This window comes from Xanthomonas protegens, from assembly GCF_038442435.1.
Classification (GTDB): Bacteria; Pseudomonadota; Gammaproteobacteria; order Xanthomonadales; family Xanthomonadaceae; genus Xanthomonas_A; species Xanthomonas_A sontii.
On the sequence record NZ_JAQJCQ010000001.1, the window covers coordinates 415041 to 430857 of the forward strand.

Genomic DNA, 15817 nt, shown 5'->3' on the forward strand with positions numbered 1-15817 from the left:
GGCATCGCTGGAAAAGCGGCGTCTTCAGATCACAAAGGCCGGCGTGCAGACATGGTGACATTGCCGCGATGGACGCAGCGATGACGGCGGATTCGTGGCCGCGTCGCCTGGCCCACGCCGGCAGCGACGCAGCAGTCTGTTGTGTGTGCCAGCAAGGCAAGTCTCCGAGCTGGCCCTGGTTCCAGGACGGCGTGATTGTCGGCGACGACGCGTGCCCTGATTGCCGGGCACGCCAAACCGCGAAGACGGCAAGGCCACCGCAACATGCCACCACGGACACTGAAATTCCGGAGACATCAGTGTCGTCCAACAAGCGCCAAGGCCCTCGGCAGGCATGAGGCTCATCCGACGCGATGCACGCTGGACTGTCTCTCCCAAATGCCATCCTGGCAGCGCCGTAGTCACACAGCAGGATGCGACGCTGCCGTCGCAGCAATCACTTGGCCGCGTTCACGCGCCTTGCAGGCACACCATCGCATAGCCGGGCAAACGCAAGCGCTCTCCGGCCGCGCCCGCGACCACGCCCGGCACCTGCAGCGCCTGCCAGCTGCCCTCAGGCAACGCCACGTCGACGGCGTCGGCGGACAGATTGAACGCCAGCAGCAAGCGCTGCGTGGCGTGGCGACGCTGGAACATCAGCACGGGCTCAGCCGTCTCGTGGAACACGATGTCGCCCTCACGCAGGGCCGGATGGCGCTTGCGCCAGGCCAGGAACTGGCGAATCGCATGCAGGACCGACTGCGGGTCGGCCTCCTGTGCCGCCACCGATTGTGCGCGATGCGCCGCCGCGATCGGCAACCAAGGCGTCCCGGTGCTGAAACCGGCTTGATCGCTGGCATCCCATGGCAGCGGCGTCCGGCACCCATCGCGGCCCTTGAAGTTCGGCCAGAACGCGATGCCATAGGGATCCTGCAGCGCCTCGAACGGCACCTCTGACTCACCCAGGCCCAGCTCTTCGCCCTGGTAGACGCAGACCGAGCCGCGCAGCGAACACAGCATCGCGATCAGCAGCCGCGCGAAGGCCGGCGTCTCGGCGCCCTGCCCCCAACGCGTGACCGCGCGTTGCACGTCATGATTGGAAATCGCCCAGCACGGCCAGCCTTCGGTCATCGCCGCTTCCAGACGCGAGACCGTCTCGCGGATGTAGGCGGCGCTGAAATCGTCGGTCAGCAGTTCGAAGCTGTAGCCCATGTGCAGGTGCCCGGCGCGGGTGTATTCGGCCGTGGTCGCCAGCGAATCCTCCGACGAGATCTCGCCCAGGCTCACCGTGCCCGGATAGCGGTCGAGCAGACTGCGCAACTTCTGCAGGAACGGCAGATTCTCCGCCTGCGTGTTGTTGTAGTAGTGGTACTGGAAGGCGTACGGATTGTCCGGGCTGAAGCCGCGGCCGACGCGTTTTTCCGGCGGCTTGGGCGGGTTGTCGCGCAGTTGCGGATCGTGGAAGCAGAAATTGATCGCGTCCAGCCGGAAGCCGTCGACGCCGCGCGCCAGCCAGAACTCCACATTGTCCAGCGTCGCCTGCTGCACCTGCGGATTGTGGAAATTTAGATCCGGCTGCGAGGCCAGGAAATTGTGCAGATAGTACTGCCCGCGGCGCGGCTCCCACTGCCACGCCACGCCACCGAAGATCGACAGCCAGTTGTTCGGCGGCGCCCCGTCTTCGCGCGCATCGGCCCACACGTACCAATCCGCCTTCGGATTGTCGCGGCTCTGCCGGCTTTCCTTGAACCAGTCGTGCTCCACCGAGGTGTGGCTGAGCACCTGGTCGATCATCACCTTCAGGCCCAGCGCATGCGCCTTGGCCAGCAGCGCATCGAAGTCGGCCATGGTGCCGAACAGGGGATCGACCTCACGATAGTCGGCGATGTCGTAGCCGAAATCGGCCATCGGCGACTTGAAGAACGGCGAGATCCAGATCGCATCCACGCCCAACGCCGCGATGTAGTCCAGCTTGCGCACGATGCCGGGCAAGTCGCCGATACCGTCGCCGTTGGCGTCGAGAAAACTACGCGGATAGATCTGATAGATGACGGCACCGCGCCACCATGGAGCCTGAGACATGCAACGCCCCCCTTCGGGCAGAGATTGCGCGTGCGACGGGCACGCGAAACGCTGCGTTAGAGTAGCGTTGATGCAGGAATCTCAGCGGTGCTTGCATACGTATTCAGCACTGCGCCGCCATCGGCTTGAATCGTCAGTTTTGGCGCCTGGATCGTCTCGACATCCCTGATCGCCGACGGCAATTCGGTTCAGCCGAGGAAAAACACCTCAGCATGCATGCCCTCGCTCAGTGTTCCGTTGGCGACATATTTGCAGGCTTCTTCCCCGTCCAGCCACCGGACTTCAACGCCAGCGGACAGACGCGCTGATACTGCCCGAGCGAATCGTAGTCTTGCGGCGTCCAAGGCTTTCCGTACGGATCGATAGGCTGACAGTAGGGCATCGTCATGTAGGCTCCCGTGGTATAGGGAGGCAGCGGCACCCAACACTTGCCGGGGTCCTTCTGGCCCTCGGTACAGAACACGAACGGATCGTCGTTCCGATAGCGAAGATGCTCCTGGGGCGATTGAGCCATCGCACTCCAAGCCGTGGAACAGAGCATCACCAGCAGCAACTTTTTCATGGACTTGCTCCTCTCAAAACTTCATTCCGATACTCGTCGTCTTCGACGACGGCGCAACCCATCAACTCTGTCGAAGCTGGATTATCTTTAAACTTATCAACCATCTCGAGCGCACACAATAAATACCTGAATGGCACGCACAAATATCACGCAAAAATAAAGCCCTAATACCTTCTAAAAACAGGATCCGTACACTCATTTACCTTAATCTTGCAATGACGCCCAACTATCTCTTTTTCACAATCAACAACTGCCAACTTCACTGCATCATCAACAGTCTTCCCTGTACGAAAAAAGCCACCCGCACTACCCACTGGGTATGCGAGAGCAGCGCATTGATTGTAGTAGACGAAGTTAACCTTGCAGTGATCGGCACCAGTCGCTCTACAGTTCTGCAGAGCGACATTCTCAGCATCCACCTTGGACAACTGCCCTGAACTTACCCCACCCTCCCCATTTGGGGCACTAGCAATGCCACCCCATGTTTTAATCCATTCCCCCGTAGGACGAGCAGATGAGGAGCTTTCTTCATCAGGGAGACACTGAGCGCTTCCAGCAAGCCCCCCAACCGGACAACGTGTTTGGGCAAACAGAGTTGCTGGAAGAAAAGCTCCAACAAAAAAAGCAACAAGGCTACGCATCGAAACACTACACATTTCGACCCTAAGAGGCCTGGAAACATCAATTTCAAAATCGACAATTTTTCTCATGCCCCCGCCCACCCGGTCGCGATCCAGATCGCCCGCACCACCTAGTCGCCATCTGTTGGTTACCCTACTAAGCTGGAAGCGTCTAACGCACAGCCAAAAGCTTTCTTGCCATCACAACTAGGCATTAAAATTTCCTGAAGAATGGCTCAGTGCAGTCGGAAAATTTCACTTCGCACTGCCGCCCTCCTCTCTGCTGGCAATCAGCAGATGCAGCACTTTTTGCTATAGACTCGTTCTTCGCCTTGGAAATTGATAGTCCTATCTTATCGGGCGAACCGACAACCGCCACGCATTGATTAAAATAAGTCGAATCAATATGACAATCGGGAGCGCCGGTAGCTTGACATCTACCTAAAGCATCACTAACGGCATCATCCTTGGAGAATTTCCCTTTGGATGTCCACGCTCCTTGTGCCGTATTTGAGCTGACCAGTGCACCCCAAGTTTTGATCCATTCACCAGTAGGGCGTGGAGGCGCCTCACCCGCATCATCTGGAAGACATTGTGCACTCCCGGCTTGGGCGCCCACTGGACAACGGGCCTGGCCGTAGGCGCCGAAAGAAAGGAAAAAAAAGAAAAAGACGAGATAAATAAAAATATCTTCTTATTCACAAATCAATCATTGCCCCTTAATCACTAAAACCACCAAGGCTGCAACTTAACTCTGGCCTTTTGCGCCGCCACATCCATCGTACAATTATCCAATTGGCCAGATGCAAAAAGCCCCAAAAAAACCTAGAATTTCTTAAAAACAGGTTCTGAACATTCACTGTAAATCACAGAGCATCCAGAGCCACCATTTTTCTTACATATACCCACAGCCGAAGATTTCGCTTTTGCCAAATCCGCCCTACCCGCTATTCCTCCTTGAGTCGCACCGCCACTTGGCGATGAGATGGCAACGCATTGATTTCGATAAGTGAAGGTTACAGTGCAACCCTTGTAACCAGCGGACCTACACTGATCCAGCGCGTCATCTTCTGCCTGCTCTTTCGATAGCATTCTGGACGATGCCCAAGCCTCTTGCGTGCTATCGGCATTGACAATAGCTCCCCATGTTTTAATCCACTCCCCTGTTGGCCTCGGTGGGGGGGCAGACATTTCATCATCAGGTAAGCACTGTGCGCTTCCAGCCTGAGCACCGACAGGACAACGCGTTTGCGAATGTGCGACGCCGACACATCCCAATAGCAAAAGGGCGAATGAGATGCGCAGAATTCTCATTTCTTGATACTTCGCCATCATGATGCATTACCACGCGAACCAGGGTTTGTAACAACATCAGCGTGACCGCCAACATTTCTAGCATTAACGTGAGCAGTATTTGTATTCACATTAGTTTCGGCGTTATCACGAACAGGCGCTTGCGGGGTATAGGGCCGGCCACTGGCGGGATCTCGCCCGATCTGCCCGAACGCCGAATACGCACTGAATTGACCCAGGGTGCCTTGGAAGAACGAAGCCGCCATCGGTGGTGCAGTGATGATCAAGGTGCTCAGTACCAAGCCGATCCCACCCTGCTGCAAGGACATACTGGTCACGCCCTCGCTTGAGCCATTCGACGCTGCCCAGGCCGCGATGAACCCCGATGCCACCGCCGTGGTCACCTTTGTCGAAAGCGCAACGGTGAACGTCAGCACAGACAAAGAGAACACCGTTCCGATCCCGTACAAGAGCCACCTCTGAAACAAGGACTTCGTGGCATCGAATAGCAGACACAGGATGAACAACGGCCCAAAACCGACGAACAGCGCCATCGCCAACTTGTTCAACAAGAGCAACGACCCACCGACGATCGCCGGGCCCGCCATGCCGATGCCAGTGAACATGCGCGCCCGATCCTTCTCGCTCTGGCGCTCCGAATTGCCGGCCGTATTGATCTGGTCGATGACCGTCATGCCCACCTGCATGAGCGCCAGGTTCTTGTCGATTTCCTTGTAGGGACTCTGTGAACTGCCTGTGACCGTCTTCACGATGGCACTGCTCAATCCATCGGTGAGACGCCAATAGAGGCTATTCGTGTCGCCCTCTCCTGAAGGGTTGCTCGCGGAGACCATGCTCATCGCCGCACCGACGATCAACGCCGAACGCAGCGACGTCACCACCAGATCCATCGCGAACTCACGCGACTGGCCGGTCGCCACGCGATAGCCCTTGTAAAGCACCCACAGCGTCAGTGCGCTCATCGCCGTCACGGACACCCACCAGGACATCCGCATCAGCAGTGACCATTGGAAGTAGTCGATTTCGTCGCGCAGGAAGTCGTTGATGCGGGTGAATACTAAATAATTCCCCAAATCCGTTAAGAAATTCATAAACACTCCATCGCGCGGGCGCCCGCATCGCCAAACATCATTGCCACAAACCGACCCTTTAGAAACTGAAAGAGATTCAAGTTAATCGTCGATACTCAACCTATGAATCTTGCCGTCCGACTTGATCGCCTGCAGCGCGCCTAGCACCACCGCACCGCCAACCGCCTTGCTCGCGATATCGCCAAGACCGCTCCACCCCGGAAACAAGCCACCGCCACCGGTATCCGTGGCCGATGGCGCCGTCTGCCCGGTCATGGCCGCCTTGGCTCCCGCCGACTGCACTTCGGTCAGGAACGCGAGCCGCTTCTCGTAGGCGAACATGGCCGACTCGGTCTGCTGGCGATCGATATCCATCAACGTCTTGAGCGCAATCAGCTTGTTGGTGTTGTCTTCCAGCAAGCCAACCTGCTCGGGCTTGATGCTCTGACGTTCATTTTCGATCTCCCGCAACCGCTTCAAGCGTTTGTCGGTAATGTCGTACATTGCCACCATGTAGTTGTACTGCGAATTGCGCGTGCGCTGAATGAGCTCACACGTCTTTTGCTGTTCGCTTGAAACGGGCGTGCTGGATGTCGTGCTGGCACAGGTTGAAACGCCGTAATTGTCGTCGACCTTCTGGAGCTTCTCTTTCGGCTTGTCGACTTCTTCGCCACTGGGCTTCTCCCCGGTGCTCTTGCTGATGAAACCGGACTTGTAGATCTCATCGAGCTTGTCGTGGAGTTTTTCGGTGTTTTTCCCGTTCTCGTCGATTTGCTTGTTGTCGACTACTTCCCATTGCGCAAACGCGGTTGCCGGCAGCAAGAAGGCAAGCAAGGCAACCGCGCCAACAATGCGAATACGGGTGAAGGATTTCGTCATCTTGTTCATAAATACCTCAACACAGATCTGGTAGAAAAACCGCCATGCGTGATTTGGGCAAAGCGGTCAGGTGACCGCTGCCGCCCCGCGATTATCCGAAGACACCGACCTCGCCGGACCCGATTTTCCTGAGCCCTTGCGACGTGCGTAGAACTCGTTCAACCACTGCTCGGGCGTCAGATCGTCCGGCGCGACACCGTGCTCCTTGGCCTTGCGCTCCAGCACCTGGTGCATGATTTCGATATTGTCGGTCGATGCCGAGATGACCGACAGCGCATCGTCCATGCCGCGCAGATTGAGCTGGCACACCGACGACCCGTGGCCCTGCTTGACCAGGAAGCAGCGCGAGCGCTCGTCCAGGCTGACCACGACCTGGTACTCGGCCTCGGTGAGTTTGAGGCCGTCCATGTAGTCTTCCTTGCTTGCATTGGGATTGGGCAGCAGAATCATCGTCGCGGTCTGTTCGACCAGCGCCGCGGAAATGTCGCTGGCAAGCGCATCCTCCGGGCTCTGGGTGGCGAAGATGCCCAGGCCGTTCTGTTTACGGATGGTCTTCTGCTTGTTCTTGGCGAATTCCTTCAGGCCACCCTTGCCATCGAGGATCTTCCAGAACTCGTCCATCACGTAGATGAGCGGCCGGCCGTCGATCAGGGCTTCCAGCCGATGCAGCAGGTAGTTGATGACCGGAACCCGCACTTCCGGATTGTCGATGACGTCGGTGTAGTCGAAGCCGATGATGCTGGCCTTCTCGAGGTCGATCGTATCGACCGGATTGTCGAACACCCAGCCGTGCGAGTTGCCTGCCGTCCACTTGCGCATGCGCGCGTACAGACCGTCGTCGCCCATGTTGGGCAGGCTCTTGCGGAAGTTGGTCATGCTGCGCAGATGCATGGGCGTATCGAGCATGCCTTCCACGCCGCGGAAGATGTCCTCCTCCTCGCGCGAGGTGTACTCGATCTTGCCGGCCAGGACCTTGATCAGGTCCGCCAGGAACTGCACGTTCGCCTCGGTGCGCTCGCACTGGAACGGGTTGAAGCCGGTAGGCTGGCCGTTCTCCATCGCCAGGTAGTTACCACCGCAGGCACGCACGAAGATTTCGGCGCCACGGTCCTTGTCGAAGAAGAAGATGGTCGGGACCGGATCGAACTTCTGCACCTGGCTGAGCAGGAAGTTGATCAACGCGGTCTTACCGGTACCCGACTTGCCGATCACCATGGTGTTGGCGATCGCCTTCTCGCCGAGCGAGTTCTCCGCGGGATGCGTGGCGTGGAAATTGAAGTAGTACGGCTGGCCGTTGGTGGTCTGCAAGGTGGTGACGCACTCGCCCCAAGGGTTGTTGTCGCGCTTGCCCTGGGCGAAGTTGTGCAGCGGCGACAGGCCAAGGAAGTTCAACGAACTGACATTGGCCAGACGCGTGCGATAGCGCCAGTTGCCGGGCAGCTGAGCGTAGAAGGAAGAAGCGACCGCCAGATCCTCCTTTGTCGAAACGAAACCCGCGTTGGACAGCTCTGCGCGCGTTGTCGCCACCTGCTGCGCGAGCTTTTCTTGCGTCTCGGCATACACCGCGATGGTGAAGTGGTATTCGCCCAAGACGAAATTGCCCGACGACAGCTGATCCATCGCCAGATCAAGTTCGTGGATCTGGCTCACAGCCTTGTCGCCAGAGGACACCATCATGCCCTTGGTGCGATCGAGCACCTTCAACGCGTCGTGCCGGCCCATCGGACTGAAGGAGTGGGTCACCACATACTCGAAGTCGAGATACTTCAGGCCATTGAGGATCCCGGGATAGGTTCCGTCGGTGTATTCCTTGATGTTCAGAATGGCGCCGAAATGATTGACGCCCTCCGGGGTCTTGATCACGTAATCGCCGGTTTTGTTGGCGAACATGTGCTTGCTGACCGGCAGATACGCCGGCACCGGCGCCTGCAGCACCGGCACCGGCTCGTCGATGCGGTTGATCAGATAGCCGAAGAACTCAAGCGCCTCGGAGAACACCACGCCGTTGCTGGCTTCGTACATGCTTAGCCGGTAGGGCGAGTAGTCTTTCAGCACGGCTTCGACGTTGCCGGCGAGCTCAAGCATCTTGGCGATCGCCTGGTCCTGCTCGGACTGCAGTTGCGGAATGCTCGACGACTTGTCCATGAGCCGCTTGCCCGTCACCACCGGGCGATAGATCATGGTCAGGTAAAGTTCGTTCTGCATGATCTTCTGCGAGGACAAGGCACTGTAGTACTGGTCCGACAGCTCCTGGTTGAACGCCTGCTTGAACTTGTTGGCGTTCTTGATGCGGCGGCGGCGACGCACGTCGTGCACCCAGAACGCCACGTTGGCGAAGTCCGGGGCGCGCAGAGTCTGCAGCATACGATTGAAGGTGTTGTGCCGGTGTTCGATCTCCCACTCTTCGCGGCCCACGAACGGCAGCCCGCCCAAGTGCCAGATCAGCATGAAATCTCCCCCCGTCGTCTTCAGCACGGACGGCGCCACATGCGTGGAGATGGAGATGAATTCGCTGATCGAAGTATCCGGGATGAACATAATGGAATAACTCAGAATCCGTTTCGTCTTGCAAAGGCCCGGCGCGCATGCCCCGGGAACCGCCGACTGCACTCACACCAACATCGCGCGTCGACACGAAAAACCGAACAACCCCATGCACGACACAGGCGTCGTGCATGAGGTCGAGATCCGGTGCCCGGTTCCAAGCTAGCGCTTGGCGCCCGGCACCTCTTTCCTGTACTCATTCGGCGAGAAAACCCACATGCCGGAATAGCGCTGCAGGTTGCGCACGCGCATCCGCATCATCCAGCGCAACCCGAGCATGCGGAAGATCATCTCGTCCCGCTTGGTCATCTGCTGCATGACGAAGACGATGACCGGAATGAGCAGGAGCAGCCACATATCGAAATAGATACCCATCAGGAAGCCGCCACCCGCGCCGATGAAGAACGGGATGTACGGCACCCCGAAAAACATCGCCGGTCGGGTGCAGCCCCGGAAAAGTACGTTCTTATGCATAGTGCAGAACGTGCTGGATCATATCGATCGCCGCAGTGGCCGTGCACTGCTTCTGGCCAGTGTCGCCGATCAGCATCTTGGCCAACTGGCCGGCCGCGCCGATCAGCACACCACCCAGCAGCACCGGCGCCACTTCGGCAACGCGCTTGTGTGCGAACGCGATCTGGTAACCGGCGAAGACGACCGCGATCGTCACCACGACGATGGATGCCATGTTCAGGATGTTGTTGGTCTTGCCGAGGAAGCCACAGACCTTGGTGTCGACATCTGCATATTCCTGCGCCATCGCGAAGTTGGACGCGAGCAATGCCACGACAAACACTGTCGCCTGCAACGCCGCCGTGCCGATGACCTTGGCGTTCGACTTCATCTGATTGTTCTTGAACATCGTGAGTATCTCCTTGACTGGAAAACAGGGGGTGATCAAAAAGCCATTTGCATGGCCGCGCTACTGCATCTGGCTAGAATACGAAGGCCCCGTCGCCAGGCGTCGGCGGCGGCGTACTTGCGCCAGGAACGGCCGCTCCCGCCACGGCCTGAGGCGCGTGTGCGGCAACGTGCGGAGCTGGGGGCGCTCCGCCACCTGCAGGAACCGCCACTCCTTTGCCGGCGCCTGTCGGTCGTATGATGTAGAGATCGGAATCTGCAGCCGCCGCCTGCGCCGAGGTGGCAACCATAGCACCCGCTATTGGCTGCACAGGCGCCGCAATGGCAGCCTGGGAACGTACTGATGATTGAGCTTGCGTCGCAAGATCGCTGGCGAGTCGATTGGCCGCCGCGTCGATGCGCCGCGACACGATCGAATCGACTTCGCGCACCGCCGCGGCCCTCACCGAGTCGTTGACCACCCGACGCACGCTTCCCGCCGGGATCACCGGGATCGCACCCGCGGTGGACGCGGCGAGCGCCCTGCCCTGGTTGATCGACGCGTAGACCTTCTGCACGTAACCGTGGCGGTACCCGGTCTCGAAGTTGCCGGAGTAGTAACAGCTGAACGACTTGCCCCAGTTACCGCCAGAGCGGCTATAGCACTCGGCCAGGATCTTCGAGGCCGCCTGCAGATTGGGACAGGTCTTGAAAGCTTTTTCGTAGGTATCCAGGCCGTACTTGATCAGGTTGTAGCGATTGACCTGCCCCAGGCCGAGAGAAAAATTGTAGCCCTTCTCTTCCAGCATCCGCGCCGTGGCCACCGCTTCGGACAGGTTCTGCGGCTGACGCACCAGGCGACCGCCGACCACACCGATCGCGAACGGATTGTGCGACGACTCGACGCGCACAACGTGCTGCATGACTTCAGCCGGAACCGCCATTTCGGGACAGCTGAGTAGTTCCATGCCTGGCAACATGCCGTGGTTACTCCCTATGCATCGGCGTCGTGGCAAATCGCCCAGAACGCCGCAGATGTCGCAAATCAATCGTGTTGGAAGAAAAATTCAAAGTCAATCGGCGCCGTTTCGCCTTATCACCTTAATGAACATATTCATCCCCCACCCGACTGCATGCGTTCCGGATCGAAATCGATACCGGTGATATAGCGCCGGCCCGCGTGCGATTTGATGTGGACAACGATGTCGATGGTCATCATCAACAACCGCTTGATGACGGCGAACTCCAGGCCCGACCCTTCGGCCGACGCCTTGACCATCAGTGCCAACTGATCCCAGGTCTGCCCGATGCTGCCAGCATGGCAGCTGGTGATGGAACCGGGATGACCGGAGGCGCAGTTGCGGATGAAGTAGAACGACTCGTCGCCACGCAACTCCGCAAGAATGATGCGGTCGGGCTTCATGCGCAGGCATGCTTCCATGCAGCTCTTCGCGGTGACGTTGCTCGTGCTTTGTCCGCCTTTCGAGTAGAGCAAATGCACGGAATTGGGCTGGCTGATGAAGAGCTCGCGCGCGTCCTCGATCGTCACCAGCCGCTCTTCGTGCGGGATGTGATTCACGAGCGACTTCATGAAGGTGGTCTTGCCGCTACCGGTGGCGCCGGCAACCACCACATTCTTCTTGAACAGTACCGCCTTCTTGAAGAACTCTGCGTAATCGCGCTGCCGCCGCAGCTCGAGAAGCTCGCGATCCTGCTCGCTCAGACCCGACTGCACCTCCAGGATTTCCTGGAAGAAGCCGTCTTCCTTGTACTGCTCAAGGGTCTTGGTGTGCTTGGACGGCAGACGGATGGTGATCGACACCTTGCCGGCGTCGCAGGCCGGCGGGATCACGAACTGCGCGCGCTGTCCGGTCGGAAAGGTCAGCGACACCACCGGATCGGCATCGGTGATGCGCTGGCCGGTATTGCTCTCGTTGACCACCGCCGTACAGAACTGCCGCGCGCGCTCGAACGTCAGCGATGGGATATCCATTCGCTGCCAGCCACGCAGGGTCTCCAGGTACAGCTCGCCTGGACGGTTGATGCAGATTTCCGTCACGTCCGGCGAGTTGAGGTAATCCAGGATGCCCAATACCGAGTACTGGTAATCCAGGAAATCCGTGGAGATCTGCGCGGTCGGAGAGTCGTCGAACGTCACGTCGCTGTCTCGATCTCGGTCAACGCGGCAGCACGGCCGTGAAGTCGACGTCCTTGGCGACGTAGACGTTCACGATGGTGCCCTGGTTGATGGTCACGGTGGCGGGACGGCGGCGATCCAGTGCCTGGTCGGCCAGACGCTGGATGGACTGCGCCGTGTTGCTCTCGTACGGCTGCTCGGTGACCACGCCGGAATTGATGCCGGTGGTCGTGGTCTTCGGCCCGTTCTCGGCCGCCGCCCACTTGAAGGCGTCGCTGAGCAAGCTGATCATCAGCGCGGACGAGATGCGGCTCGCCCAATGCGCACTGTATTGGCCCGGATGGCCGGCGCTGCCGAGGTTGTCGACGCCGGGTCCGACCAGGGTCACATCAATGCCGGTGGGGGTGGTGATGCGGTCCCAGACCACCTGCATGCGCGGGCCGTTCGGTTCCGCGGAACCGTACTGGCCGAGGATCTTCGATCCCTTCGGCAGCAACAGGCGACGACCGTTGATGGAGTACACCGGCTCGGTGATGATGCAGGAGGTGAAGCCTGGGAAATCGGTGATGATCCGGGTTTCCAGCACGCAACGGATATAGGTGCCGCGCACCAGCAAACCGTCCGGGTTGGCGATCGGCTTGGCGGACGTCACCTGGTCCTGCTGCTGCAAGCCTCCCTGCTCCTGACCCTGCGGCATGCCAATACCCTGCCCGCCCATGCCTGCGTCCTGTTGCATGCCGGCCATGCGCCGCTCCAGGAGGGACGGCCCGCGGTCCTGCCGAGACGACGACTGCACCATGGGGTCATTGTCGGTGGGCATCGGCGGCAGCGGCGGAAGGCTAGGCTGCTCGGCCAGCGGTACCGGCTCGGCCGGCTGCACCGGCGGCGGCGGGGCCGTCTGCGGCAGCGCAGGCGCCACCACCGCTTCCTGGCGCGGCTTCGGTGCCGGCTCAGGCGTGCTGCTGCCGCTCACCAGCCAGAAGATCGCCAGGATCAATAGCGCGGCGATGCCGCCCAGGAACACCAGCGCCTTGCGATTGAGCTTCTTCAGATCGCTGGAGCGGAGCACCGGCTCGTTGGCGTCCAGATCCGGGTCAGCGGTCTGCTGCTGGCGAGCGAAATAGGGATTCTCGCGCGGCGCATCGTCCGCATGCGGGGAACGCGGCTGACCGTGGTCGTTGCCGTAGTTTTCGTCAGACGGGGGTAGATTCGAGTTCACTTTTGCTTGTTCCTACGCAAGCCGACAACATTCTTGCCGTGGCGGATGACCAGGAAGGGATAGGTCCCATGGACAATCAGGGTGTTGCCCTCGACTGTCGTATTGACCAGGAAATCCTCATCGCTCTCCTTCTCACGACCGAACACGGCCGGGAAGTTGCCAGTGGGGAAACGCGTCAGATCCATTTTGATGTAGGTGAACTTGCCATCGTCGTAGACGCTGCTCGGCACGATCCACATTTGCTTGGAACGCGTGGAATAGTCGTAGTCGAAGTAGTAATGACGATCCTTGGTCAAGCGCGTGTCGAGCTGCGACTCGTCCTTCACCTCGTCGCTGGCTGCGGCAAAGCTGGTGTCCTTCGGATAGGTGAAGGTCACCTTGTATTGCACGCCGGCCTGCTTGGCCTGCTCCAGCCGCTGCCAATCCGTCGCTACCACCTTCAATTCGAGGATGTAGGAGTGGGTGGCGGTGCGGATCATCATGTTGGTGTCGACGTCGACGTTCTTCGGCTTCAGGTAGAAGACGTTCTCGCGACGGCTGAGTTCCCAGCCACTGGTGAAACCGGTGCTGTAATCGAGGATCTTCTCGTTCGGGCTCAGTTCGATCTGCGTGGTGATGCCCAGGCCGGTACGTACCTGATAGATCTTGTCAGGCTCGTACTCGTACTGCTGAACCACCTGGGCCGACGCGATCGGCGCGAACAGGCCCAGAGCCAGCAACGCAAGATGCGCCGAACCGGTTTTCGTCAGGAAACTCATCGAACGTTCGCTCCATTACCGTTGTGCTGAGGTGCAACGTTGGGTGCAGGGGACGCCGCAGCCGGCTGCGCCCCTGGATAGACAGGCGGGCTCGCCGGGTTGGGCATCGGCGCCTGCTGCGGGAACGGCATGGAGCCGTTCGCGTCCGGCGCCATCGGCTGCCCTGGTACCTGCTGCTGCCCTGGTACCTGCTGCTGCCCCGGTACCTGCTGCTGCCCCGTCATCGGCTGCTGAGCCGCACCTGTTGCAGGCGCCTGCACGGCGGCCGACGGAGGAACTGGCATGGCCGAATAGTCGTTGTCGACCCGGTAGTCGGTTACCTGGAAGCCGAGCGGATTCTGCACGCGCAGATTTTCTTCCATCGCAAGATTGTTGTTGTAGCGGAAGCCAAGAATGGCGAACTTGTTGTCCAGAAACGTGGACTGGCCGTTCTTCTTGTCGTAAATACTGCGCTGGAAGCGAACATTGGCACCAGTGTAGGGTTTGCCGCCTCCACCCAGCAGGTTGATGCTCAAGATCTTCACCCGAATGGCTCGAGCCTTACCGTAAGTGTTATATGGCGAACTCGGATTACCTACATTCAAGTTGTAGTACTCGGCGCCCACCGCCGTGGACTTTGGCGCCATCGAGAACACCGTATCCCAGTCGTTGAGTCCCATCATCTCGAAATCATAGGACTCTCTGGCGGTGATGAACCTTGCCACATTGCTTCTGGCCAACGCTTCGCTTGTCGTGATGCTGTGCATATCGCTGATGTCGCGCAGCACCGACACCGTCGAATTGCCGGTGTACGCATCCGCCATCACCAGATACGGCACTTTCTGCTTCAACGGCAGCATGTAGTAGTAACCGCCACCGAGAAGCAAACACAAAATGATCGCCCCGAACGCGACCCACCACGCACGGCGCTCGCTGCGGCGAGCCAGATCCGCAATGCTGATTTCGTAGTTGACCGCCTTCGCTACCGCTTTGTTGACGTTTTCGCTTTCGACCGGCTTTTTACCGAACATCAGACTTCACCAGGTTTCGTAATGTGGCTGTCGGCGCACAGCGTGCAGGCCGACGGTGACGTCACTTCGCGCTGCCGCTGGCTGCCGGCGCGCCGCTCAGCGACGACGACGGCTGCACCAGGATGCGATTGCCCGCCGCGGTCACGCTCAGCCCTTCCTGCGCATAGACCACGCTCAGCTCGGCGACCGCCTGCTGGATGCTGGTGGTGTTGATCTTGGCGACCGGGGCATACAGCGTGTAATCGGACTGGATGCCGTAGGACAGTTGCATGTTCGAATCCTTGGCCCAGCGCTCGAGCATCGTCTTGAGCGTGCCGTCCATCGGGATCGCCTGATACACGTACGACGAGTACAGCGGGATCTCCATGGTCGACTCGGAGAAACGGTTGACCGGCTTCCACTTGCCGCGGAAGTCGGGTGCCGGCCTGGTTGCACAGGCGCTCAACAGCGCGACGGCACTCAACGTAGCGATCAGCCGAAACATATGCGTTCTTTTCACGCGAGCCTCTGAATTGCGGAAACGTATAGAGAGCGGGCGGCGCGCACGCGGCCCACTGCTGGATGGCGAAGTTCGACGCGACGGCACGACACGCGCGTCGCGGCAAGGAAGGCGCCGGAAACGGCGCGGGCACGGATCTGCGGCAGACAACGGGACGTATCCGAGGCCGCGCGATCAGCGCCGAAGAAAACGGAATTTGACAGCAAACCTTCCATGTCACCCCTTACGTGCGCCGTTCGGCCCACGCCCCTGTTCCTGTTTCTGTTACCAACGCACCGCCATACTCGCGAGAATGTGCCGCAGG

At 59.4% G+C, this 15817-nt stretch carries 16 protein-coding genes; all 16 read right to left on the reverse strand.

All coding sequences use genetic code 11. The annotated features are described in order from the left end of the window. Window positions 1-450: 450 nt before the first annotated feature. The 16 genes from PIQ37_RS01770 to PIQ37_RS01840 all read right to left on the reverse strand — a co-directional run bounded on the left by PIQ37_RS01770 (window position 451) and on the right by PIQ37_RS01840 (window position 15498). A complete protein-coding gene (locus tag PIQ37_RS01770) occupies window positions 451-2061 on the reverse strand; it encodes an alpha-amylase family glycosyl hydrolase (RefSeq protein WP_342072123.1) in 1611 nt (536 codons plus the stop codon). 226 nt (window positions 2062-2287) lie between these two features. Next, the gene (locus PIQ37_RS01775) at window positions 2288-2623 is read right to left on the reverse strand and encodes a hypothetical protein (protein WP_342072124.1); all 336 of its coding nucleotides are present in this window, start codon (window positions 2621-2623) and stop codon (window positions 2288-2290) included. A 164-nt stretch (window positions 2624-2787) separates the two neighbouring features. Continuing rightward, on the reverse strand, window positions 2788-3333 hold the full coding sequence (locus tag PIQ37_RS01780; protein WP_342072125.1) for a DUF4189 domain-containing protein: 546 nt from the start codon (window positions 3331-3333) through the stop codon (window positions 2788-2790). A 124-nt stretch (window positions 3334-3457) separates the two neighbouring features. Beyond that, complete coding sequence (locus tag PIQ37_RS20640; RefSeq protein ID WP_407136371.1) at window positions 3458-3862, reverse strand: DUF4189 domain-containing protein; 405 nt, start codon at window positions 3860-3862, stop codon at window positions 3458-3460. A 206-nt stretch (window positions 3863-4068) separates the two neighbouring features. Beyond that, window positions 4069-4578, reverse strand: coding sequence for a DUF4189 domain-containing protein (locus tag PIQ37_RS01785; RefSeq protein WP_342072126.1), 510 nt, complete (start codon window positions 4576-4578; stop codon window positions 4069-4071). Next, window positions 4575-5648: a type IV secretion system protein gene (locus PIQ37_RS01790; RefSeq protein WP_342072127.1), complete on the reverse strand. Its 1074-nt coding sequence runs from the start codon at window positions 5646-5648 to the stop codon at window positions 4575-4577. The genes PIQ37_RS01785 and PIQ37_RS01790 overlap by 4 nt, the downstream gene beginning before the upstream one ends. Before the next feature lie 81 nt (window positions 5649-5729). Continuing rightward, window positions 5730-6506 carry a hypothetical protein gene (locus PIQ37_RS01795; RefSeq protein ID WP_342072410.1) on the reverse strand — a complete coding sequence of 259 codons (777 nt, stop codon included), beginning with the start codon at window positions 6504-6506 and terminating at the stop codon, window positions 5730-5732. Window positions 6507-6572: 66 nt separating this feature from the next. Next, window positions 6573-9044, reverse strand: coding sequence for a VirB4 family type IV secretion/conjugal transfer ATPase (locus PIQ37_RS01800; RefSeq protein ID WP_342072411.1), 2472 nt, complete (start codon window positions 9042-9044; stop codon window positions 6573-6575). 168 nt (window positions 9045-9212) lie between these two features. Beyond that, the gene (locus PIQ37_RS01805) at window positions 9213-9524 is read right to left on the reverse strand and encodes a type IV secretion system protein VirB3 (protein ID WP_010340363.1); all 312 of its coding nucleotides are present in this window, start codon (window positions 9522-9524) and stop codon (window positions 9213-9215) included. After that, complete coding sequence (locus tag PIQ37_RS01810) at window positions 9517-9912, reverse strand: TrbC/VirB2 family protein (RefSeq protein WP_342072128.1); 396 nt, start codon at window positions 9910-9912, stop codon at window positions 9517-9519. The genes PIQ37_RS01805 and PIQ37_RS01810 overlap by 8 nt, the downstream gene beginning before the upstream one ends. Before the next feature lie 73 nt (window positions 9913-9985). Beyond that, window positions 9986-10870 (reverse strand): lytic transglycosylase domain-containing protein, encoded by an 885-nt coding sequence (locus PIQ37_RS01815; protein ID WP_407136372.1) that lies wholly within the window; start codon window positions 10868-10870, stop codon window positions 9986-9988. Between the two features lie 134 nt (window positions 10871-11004). After that, complete coding sequence (gene virB11, locus PIQ37_RS01820) at window positions 11005-12048, reverse strand: P-type DNA transfer ATPase VirB11 (protein WP_267111512.1); 1044 nt, start codon at window positions 12046-12048, stop codon at window positions 11005-11007. Window positions 12049-12067: 19 nt separating this feature from the next. After that, window positions 12068-13246, reverse strand: a complete 1179-nt coding sequence (locus tag PIQ37_RS01825) for a TrbI/VirB10 family protein (RefSeq protein WP_342072130.1) — start codon at window positions 13244-13246, stop codon at window positions 12068-12070. Next, the gene (locus tag PIQ37_RS01830; protein WP_017911235.1) at window positions 13243-14004 is read right to left on the reverse strand and encodes a TrbG/VirB9 family P-type conjugative transfer protein; all 762 of its coding nucleotides are present in this window, start codon (window positions 14002-14004) and stop codon (window positions 13243-13245) included. The genes PIQ37_RS01825 and PIQ37_RS01830 overlap by 4 nt, the downstream gene beginning before the upstream one ends. Further along, complete coding sequence (locus PIQ37_RS01835; RefSeq protein WP_342072131.1) at window positions 14001-15014, reverse strand: virB8 family protein; 1014 nt, start codon at window positions 15012-15014, stop codon at window positions 14001-14003. The genes PIQ37_RS01830 and PIQ37_RS01835 overlap by 4 nt, the downstream gene beginning before the upstream one ends. A gap of 61 nt (window positions 15015-15075) precedes the next feature. Continuing rightward, window positions 15076-15498 (reverse strand): hypothetical protein, encoded by a 423-nt coding sequence (locus tag PIQ37_RS01840; RefSeq protein ID WP_017916128.1) that lies wholly within the window; start codon window positions 15496-15498, stop codon window positions 15076-15078. Window positions 15499-15817: the final 319 nt, after the last annotated feature.

What these genes read in the sequence shown, in the direction of transcription:
- PIQ37_RS01815 (WP_407136372.1), bottom strand. Translation starts at nt 10,870, where the DNA reads ATGTTGCCAGGCATGGAACTACTCAGCTGTCCCGAAATGGCGGTTCCG.
- PIQ37_RS01810 (WP_342072128.1), bottom strand. Translation starts at nt 9,912, where the DNA reads ATGTTCAAGAACAATCAGATGAAGTCGAACGCCAAGGTCATCGGCACG.
- PIQ37_RS01800 (WP_342072411.1), bottom strand. Translation starts at nt 9,044, where the DNA reads ATGTTCATCCCGGATACTTCGATCAGCGAATTCATCTCCATCTCCACG.
- PIQ37_RS01785 (WP_342072126.1), bottom strand. Translation starts at nt 4,578, where the DNA reads ATGATGGCGAAGTATCAAGAAATGAGAATTCTGCGCATCTCATTCGCC.
- PIQ37_RS01835 (WP_342072131.1), bottom strand. Translation starts at nt 15,014, where the DNA reads ATGTTCGGTAAAAAGCCGGTCGAAAGCGAAAACGTCAACAAAGCGGTA.
- PIQ37_RS01775 (WP_342072124.1), bottom strand. Translation starts at nt 2,623, where the DNA reads ATGAAAAAGTTGCTGCTGGTGATGCTCTGTTCCACGGCTTGGAGTGCG.
- PIQ37_RS01805 (WP_010340363.1), bottom strand. Translation starts at nt 9,524, where the DNA reads ATGCATAAGAACGTACTTTTCCGGGGCTGCACCCGACCGGCGATGTTT.
- PIQ37_RS01790 (WP_342072127.1), bottom strand. Translation starts at nt 5,648, where the DNA reads ATGAATTTCTTAACGGATTTGGGGAATTATTTAGTATTCACCCGCATC.
- PIQ37_RS01780 (WP_342072125.1), bottom strand. Translation starts at nt 3,333, where the DNA reads ATGAGAAAAATTGTCGATTTTGAAATTGATGTTTCCAGGCCTCTTAGG.
- PIQ37_RS01840 (WP_017916128.1), bottom strand. Translation starts at nt 15,498, where the DNA reads ATGTTTCGGCTGATCGCTACGTTGAGTGCCGTCGCGCTGTTGAGCGCC.
- PIQ37_RS01795 (WP_342072410.1), bottom strand. Translation starts at nt 6,506, where the DNA reads ATGACGAAATCCTTCACCCGTATTCGCATTGTTGGCGCGGTTGCCTTG.
- PIQ37_RS01830 (WP_017911235.1), bottom strand. Translation starts at nt 14,004, where the DNA reads ATGAGTTTCCTGACGAAAACCGGTTCGGCGCATCTTGCGTTGCTGGCT.
- PIQ37_RS01770 (WP_342072123.1), bottom strand. Translation starts at nt 2,061, where the DNA reads ATGTCTCAGGCTCCATGGTGGCGCGGTGCCGTCATCTATCAGATCTAT.